Here is a 6,595-nt window from a genome sequence, read left to right on the forward strand (position 1 = left end):
CGGACACTCAGACACGGGCGGTGCGGGGCATCCTGGTGGCCTCGACCACGCACATCGGGCCGCCCGTCGCGAGAACCCGGTCGAGCCGGAAGTCCGCGTCGGCGAGCAGCGTGCGCCAGTCGTCGCGGGTGCGTTCACGGCCGTCGAGCATCCCCAGCATGGTCAGGTCGAGCAGGGTGGCGACCTCCGGCGGGGTGCCCTCGCCGACCACGGTCTCCACCAGGAGGAGCCGGGCGTCCGGGGCGGCGGCCTCGTGGACCCGGCCGAGGATGCGCAGGGCCTGCGCGTCGTTCCAATCGTGCAGGACGAAGCAGGCGAGGTAGCAGTCGGCGCCGGCCGGTACGGCGGTGAAGAAGTCGCCGCCCTCGGTGGTGATCCGGTCCGCCACGCCGCGGTCGCGCAGCAGGGCGGGCGCCGCCGCCACCACGTGCGGCAGGTCGAAGACGGTGCCGCGCAACCGCGGTTCGCGCAGCGCGAGTTCGGCGAGCGCGGTGCCGTCGGCGCCGCCGATGTCCACGAGGGTGCGGACGCCGTCCAGCCGCACGGCGGCCAGCGCGTCGGCCCGTACCGTGCGCATCATGTCGCCCATCGCGCCGCTGAAGGTGGCGATGCGCGCCGGGTCCTTTCCCAGCCAGTCGAAGAACGGCATGCCCAGTTCCGCCTGTGCCGCGGGGATGCCGTCGTGCAGGGTCTGCCAGAGCCCGGCGAAGGGACGGTAGTGGGTCTCCATCCACATCAGGGCCACATTGCGCACGGACCCGGGCGCACCGGTGCGCAGGGTGTGGCCGAGCGGGCCGAGCGTCACCCGGTCCTGCGGCTCGTCGTACCCGAACACGCCCTCGGCGGCGAGCGTGCGCAGCAGCCTGCGCAGCAGTTCCGGGCGCAGATCCGCCGCCTCGGCCAGCTCGGCGACCGTTCGCGGTCCGTCCGCGAGCCGGTCGGCGATCCGGGCGCGCGCCGCGACGTACAGGGCCTGGGAGACCTGGAACCCGCCGAGCAGCCGGAGCATCGACACGGCGGGTGCGGGGGCCGTCGGGGTGGGGACGGGGTCGGGCGCGGAGGGGATCATGGCGCGAAAGTACCGGCCCGAGGGGTACGGGGCCGGGTGCGCGCGACCGCGGTTCACCCGGCCGGACGGCACCCGGCCAGGAGTTCCGGAAGGCTTTCGGTGCGCGCGCCGCCCGTGCTCGGCGGCACCCGCCACGGTCAGCCGGGGCCCTACTCCACGTGCCCCTCCTCCTCGTTCCGGCGCGCGAGGTGGACCGTGATGTCGGAGGTCAGTTCCACCGTAGGGGGCAGGACGCGCGCGATCCGGGCGAACACCTCCTCCCGTACGTCGTCGGGCAGTACGAGGTAGGCGGAGACGGTGCCGAGGTGGCCGACGTAGTCCGGGGCGGTCATCGTCAGGGTCCGTCCGATCAGCTCCTGGCGGACGTCCGTGAACCACGCGGACGCCATGAGTTCCGTGCCCGGCCACTGCATGGCCCGGTCCGCGGGCGTGCCGTCCGGGGACGGGACCTCGTCGCTCTCCAGAAGGGGTGCACGCGCCGCGCGTACCGCCGCCTCCAGTGCGGGGTCGGCCAGGTGGACCTGCCCGCCGAACGACGCGAACACGCCACCCGGCTCCAGCAGTCCCGCCACGCGCGGCCACCGCCCCTCGGGGTCGGTCCAGTGCAGGGCCGCCGCCGCGCAGACCAGCCCGTACCGCTCCGGGCCCGGCCGCAGGTCCTCGAACGCGGCCCGCACCGCGCGGACGTTCGCCGGTACGTGCCTGCGCAGTTCGGCGAGCATCTGCGCGTCGGGTTCGGTCGCGGTGACCTCGACCCCCTGTCCGGCGAACAGCCGGGTCGCCTTGCCGGTCCCGGCGCCGATCTCCAGCGCGGTCCGCAGGGGCCGGCCCGCGTAGGCCCGCACCATGTCGTACAGCTCCGTGGGGTACCCCGGCCTGAACCGTTCGTACGCCTCTGCCATGACTCCGAAACTCAGTGCGCGACTCGCCATGACGGGCATCCTGCCCGGTCCGCACGGTCGGTGCAGGTGCTTTTCCGCGCGCCTGCCGCGCCCCCGAGGGACTCAGGGACTTGAATGTCGGACCATGACGACGCAACCGCCGCAGTTCACCGTCCTGCTGGTTCCCGGGCACATCGAGAGCGGCGGCACGGCCGCCGAGGGGGCGGCCGTCCGCTCGGCGGTGGTCGAGGCGACCGGGGAGACGGGCGCCTCGGGATACCCCCGTTACGTCGGCGAGGGCCTGGAGGCCGACATCGATCCGGCCTCGCGCACCGTGGAGGCCCTGCTCGTCGACGGGGCGGAACTGACGTACGGGCTGAGCGCCCGGATCGCGGACTGACGGCTCCCGCCCCGCCGGGTGCGGCCCCTCACGTCCTCAGCGTGGCGGGGGCGGGCCCGTCAGGGCGGACCGTGATGCCGTAGACGGTCCTCGTGGGCACGGCGGAGAACACCGGTGTGTGCACCGGCAGCAGGTGCTCCAGCAGGACGGTCGTCTCCCGCAGCGCGAACTGGAGCCCGAGGCAGGCGCGCGGGCCGATGCCGAAGGGGAAGTAGGCGCCGGGCCGGGCGGGCCGGTTGTCCGGGGCGGCGAAGCGCCGGGGGTCGAACCGTTCGGGCTCCGGCCAGAGTTCGGGGTCGCGGTGCGTGAGGTACGGGCAGACCAGCAGGTCCGTACCGGCTTCGATCGCGAAGCCGCCGAGCAGGTCGTCCTCCGCGGCGTGCCGGGGCAGTATCCAGGCGGACGGGTAGAGCCGGAGTGTCTCGTGGACCAGGGCCTGGAGGGCCTGGCGGCGTTCCGCGGAGCCCTCCTGCCCGGCGGCGAGGGCCTGTTCGCGGGCGCCGGGGTTCCGGTCGAGGAGCAGATACAGCCAGGTCAGGGTGGTCGCGGTGGTCTCGTGCCCGGCCGCGAGCAGGGTGACGAGTTCGTCGCGGATCAACCGGTCGTCGTACTCGGGGCGTTCGGCGCCCGCCTGGATCAGGACGTGCAGCAGGCCGGGGCCGTCGGCTCCCGCCTCGCCGCCGCGGGCGGCGTCGATGGCGTGCCGGGCCAGCGCGTCGATCCGGGCGAGGTCCTCGGCCACCGCGTCCCGGGCGCTCGCTGCATCTTCGGGCAGTGTCGGCAGGGCCTCGGCGATGGCCCCCACCGAAGTCAGTACGTCCGCGGTGGTGTCGTCGAGCGGGTGCCCGGTGAGGGAGCGCCAGATCGCGTCGAGGGCGAACCTGCGCATCTCGTACCCGACGTCGAAGCTCTCCCCGGTACGGGCGTACGCGTCCCAGCGTGCCGCGGTGGTACGGGCGGCGGCGGTGATCCGGTGCTCGTAGCGGCGCATTCCGGGGCCGGTGAACTGGGACTGGAGCAGGCGGCGTTGGCGCTTCCAGGCGTCGCCGGTGGCCGCGAGCACGCCGTCGCCGACCAGCAGCCGGGCCCGGTGGGAGCGCTTGACGTAGCGGTCCGGGTGCTGGGCCAGGACGTGCTGGACGGCCTGCGGGTCGGTCACGAGCACGGTGGCCGCCGCCCCGTGGGGGAACGCGGCGACCCCGCCGCACCGCTCCCGCACCTCCGCCAGCAGCTCGACCAGTTGCCCGCCGCCCGCACGCCACCGCGCCACGGCCTCGCCCCCGATCCCGGGCACCGGCCGCCCCTCGGTGCGCGGCCCCCGCGGACCTGCCTCCCGCCGGGACGTTCCGGCCGCTTCGGTCTCCATGGTCCGCCTCCAGATCGCCTGCCGGGCACTGCCCCACGGAATGTACGGGCTCGGGCACGTTCGGTAAAACCGCCCGGACTCCGGCACCCACGCCACCGCCCGCCGGCCCCGGCCCCTTCGCGGGCGGTGCGGACCGGCCGGCCGCCGCCCGACGCCCCCGGTTCACCGGTTCCACGTCCAGGGGTCATCCGGATCTCATCCGGGGCCGTGATCGTCAGCCGCATGACCACAACTTCTCGGGCCCTTCGCCCGGCCGCCACCGTCGGTTCGGTGCTGGCCCTCGCCGTTTCCGCCGCGCTCCTCTCCCCCGCCTCCCCGGCGCAGGCGGCCGGCAACGCCGTCCCCTCCTACGAGGTGAAGATCAACCTCACGGTGGCGGCGCTCGACTCGTCGCACGCCCCGAGCGCGGCGGTGAAGTCCGCCTTCGGGATCACGGGGTCCGCCAAGGCCCGTTCGTACAGCTACTACGACACCGACGACCGGGCACTGGACGCCGAGGGCTGGAGCGTGCGTCTGCGCCACAAGGACGGCTCGTCCTTCGAGGAGACGTACAAGAAGCGCTTCCCGGTCACCGACGGGAACATCGACGCGGCCCTGAACGCGGCCAACGCGGCGGGCTTCAGCAGCTCCGACACCAACTACAAGGCCGAGGTCGACTGGGGCTACGGCAAGCAGACCCTCAGCTTCAGCAACGAGAAGAAGCGCAGCGCGGGCGACTACCCCGGCACCTCCCTGCCGTCCGGCGACACCGGGCGCGGCTGGCTGGTCAACGACGTCCCCGGCAAGCTGAAGGACTGGAAGTCCGCCGGCTGGGGCGCGGGCAAGCTGGGCGCCTCGCGCGCGCACGGCCCGGTGACCGCGAAGGTGTACGGCGGCGCCTGGGGCGCCTCCGACGACGCGAGCATCGAGGTGCTGCCGGTCGTCGGGGCCGGCGGTACGGGTACGGAGTACGTCGTCGAGCTGTCGTTCAAGACGGACTCGCGCACCGACGCGGCCACGCTGCACAAGGACGCCATCGCGCTCGCCGACTCCAAGGGCTGGCTGTACAAGGGCGACATCCTCAAGACGCAGCTCATCCTCGACCGGTACTAGGACCGGTACCAGGACCGGCCTCTGGTGAACGCCCGAGGTGAACGACCCGGGTGAACGCCCGTCCCCGGGGAGGCGGGCGTTCACCCGGGGGCGGGCGTTCACCCGGGGGCGGGCGTTCACCCGGGGGCGGGCGTTCACCTGGGGATTGCCCCGGCGTCATGAACGCGTTGTTCCGTGTTGCGCGGGGCTGCGGAGCATGGGGGCGCAGCCATGGGCGTACACCATGTGCTCAGTACAAGGGAGTTCAGATGAATCCGCGCCTCCTGCGCCGCCCGGCCGCCGTGGTGCTGCCGCTGTCCACCGTGCTCGCGCTCTCGACGGTCGTGGGGACCGCCGACGCGACCCCGGCGCGGCACCACCACCACGACCCCCGGGTCGTCTCCACCTCGACGCTGCCGGACATTCCGCTGGGTTCCTTCAGCAACCGGCTGATACCCGGCAGCGTCAAGGACGACCGCGGGGTCGACCTGGGCGGTATCGGCAGCGACCTGTACCCGGCGGGGCGGCACGGCGAGTACTGGACGGTCACCGACCGGGGGCCCAACGGCCAGATCGAGGTCGGCAAGGACAAGCGCCGCACCTTCCCGGTGCCCGGCTTCAACCCGGCCATCGTGAAGATCCGCGCCGTCGGCGGCCGGATCCAGGTGCTGGAGTCCCTCCCGATCACCACGGCGTCCGGCGCGCCGGTGACCGGTCTGCCCAACCAGAAGGGCCGCGACGAGGCCCCGTACAACTACGACGCCTCCACCCCGCTCGCCTACAACCCGAACGGGCTGGACACCGAGGGTCTCGTCCGGGACCGGGACGGCAGCTTCTGGCTGGTCGACGAGTACGGCCCCTCGCTGGTGCACGTCTCGTCGCGCGGCCGGGTGCTGGCCCGCCACGTGCCCAAGGGGCTGAACCTGAAGGGGGCCGACTACCCGGTCGTCGAGTCGCTGCCCGCCGTCTTCCTCAAGCGGAAGATCAACCGCGGGTTCGAGGGGCTGGCGCTGCTGCCCGGCGGGGACCTCGTGCTCGGGCTGCAGAGCCCGCTGCTCAACCCGGACAAGGCCGGCGGTGAGGACTCCCGCAACACCCGGCTGCTGCGCTTCTCGCCCCGCCAGAACCGGGTGACGGCCGAGTACGCGTACCGGTTCGACCCGGTCGGCGTCGTCGAGCCGGGACAGACCAAGACCTCGGAGCTGAAGATCTCCGCGCTGGTGGCGCTCGGCGGGGACCGGCTGATGGTCCAGGAGCGGACCGACAAGTCCGCCCGGCTGTACGAGGTCAGGCTGCACAGGTCCGCCGACATCCTGCGCTCGCGCTGGGAGTCCGCGACGAGCCCCTCGCTGGAGCAGCTGGAGAACCCGGCCGCCGCCGGTGTCCCGGTGCTGCGCAAGCGGCTGGTGGTGGACCTCAACAAGGTGAAGGGCGTGCCCGGCAAGATCGAGGGCATCGCGGTCGAGGGCTCCTCGACCCTGGTCCTGCTCAACGACAACGACTTCGGCATGAGCGACGGCCCGAAGGCCTTCGACGCCAAGGGCCGCCTGGTCGACAGCGGGATCGAGACGAAGCTGGTCAAGGTGCGGCTGCCGCACGCGCTGCGCTGACCCAATGGACCGTGCGGAACGGGGGCCGCACGGAGGGGGAGGCTCACGGGGGAACGGGGGACGGGGGAACGGGGGTCCCGCGTGAGCCGACGGGGGGAAGCGGGAGGGCCGGGGGGCCCGGGCCGGGGGGCCCGGGCCCCCCCCCCGGGGGGGGGCGGCCGGCCGCCGCACCCCCGGCCGCCCCGCCCGCGGCCCGCC

6 protein-coding genes are annotated in these 6,595 nt (G+C 73.8%); 3 read left to right on the forward strand and 3 right to left on the reverse strand.

Features of this window, described 5'->3' with window-relative positions:
• Positions 1-7: 7 nt before the first annotated feature.
• Entirely contained in the window at positions 8-1,069 is a 1,062-nt protein-coding gene (locus ACFYVL_RS02945; protein ID WP_389240986.1) for a methyltransferase, read from the reverse strand.
• Between the two features lie 149 nt (positions 1,070-1,218).
• Positions 1,219-2,001: a class I SAM-dependent methyltransferase gene (locus tag ACFYVL_RS02950; RefSeq protein ID WP_389240987.1), complete on the reverse strand. Its 783-nt coding sequence runs from the start codon at positions 1,999-2,001 to the stop codon at positions 1,219-1,221.
• 94 nt (positions 2,002-2,095) lie between these two features.
• Between ACFYVL_RS02950 and ACFYVL_RS02955 the strand changes: the two genes are divergently transcribed.
• Complete coding sequence (locus ACFYVL_RS02955; protein WP_389240988.1) at positions 2,096-2,350, forward strand: hypothetical protein; 255 nt, start codon at positions 2,096-2,098, stop codon at positions 2,348-2,350.
• A gap of 28 nt (positions 2,351-2,378) precedes the next feature.
• Here ACFYVL_RS02955 and ACFYVL_RS02960 read toward each other — a convergent pair whose 3' ends face one another.
• Positions 2,379-3,716 carry a cytochrome P450 gene (locus tag ACFYVL_RS02960; RefSeq protein ID WP_389240989.1) on the reverse strand — a complete coding sequence of 446 codons (1,338 nt, stop codon included), beginning with the start codon at positions 3,714-3,716 and terminating at the stop codon, positions 2,379-2,381.
• A gap of 222 nt (positions 3,717-3,938) precedes the next feature.
• On the opposite strand from ACFYVL_RS02960, the gene ACFYVL_RS02965 reads away from it, so the two are divergent.
• A complete protein-coding gene (locus ACFYVL_RS02965) occupies positions 3,939-4,808 on the forward strand; it encodes a hypothetical protein (RefSeq protein WP_389240990.1) in 870 nt (289 codons plus the stop codon).
• A 248-nt stretch (positions 4,809-5,056) separates the two neighbouring features.
• The gene (locus ACFYVL_RS02970) at positions 5,057-6,397 is read left to right on the forward strand and encodes an esterase-like activity of phytase family protein (RefSeq protein WP_389240991.1); all 1,341 of its coding nucleotides are present in this window, start codon (positions 5,057-5,059) and stop codon (positions 6,395-6,397) included.
• The last annotated feature ends 198 nt before the right edge of the window (positions 6,398-6,595 follow it).

Source organism: Streptomyces sp. NPDC004111 (assembly GCF_042874215.1).
In the GTDB taxonomy this organism is placed as follows: Bacteria; Actinomycetota; Actinomycetes; order Streptomycetales; family Streptomycetaceae; genus Streptomyces.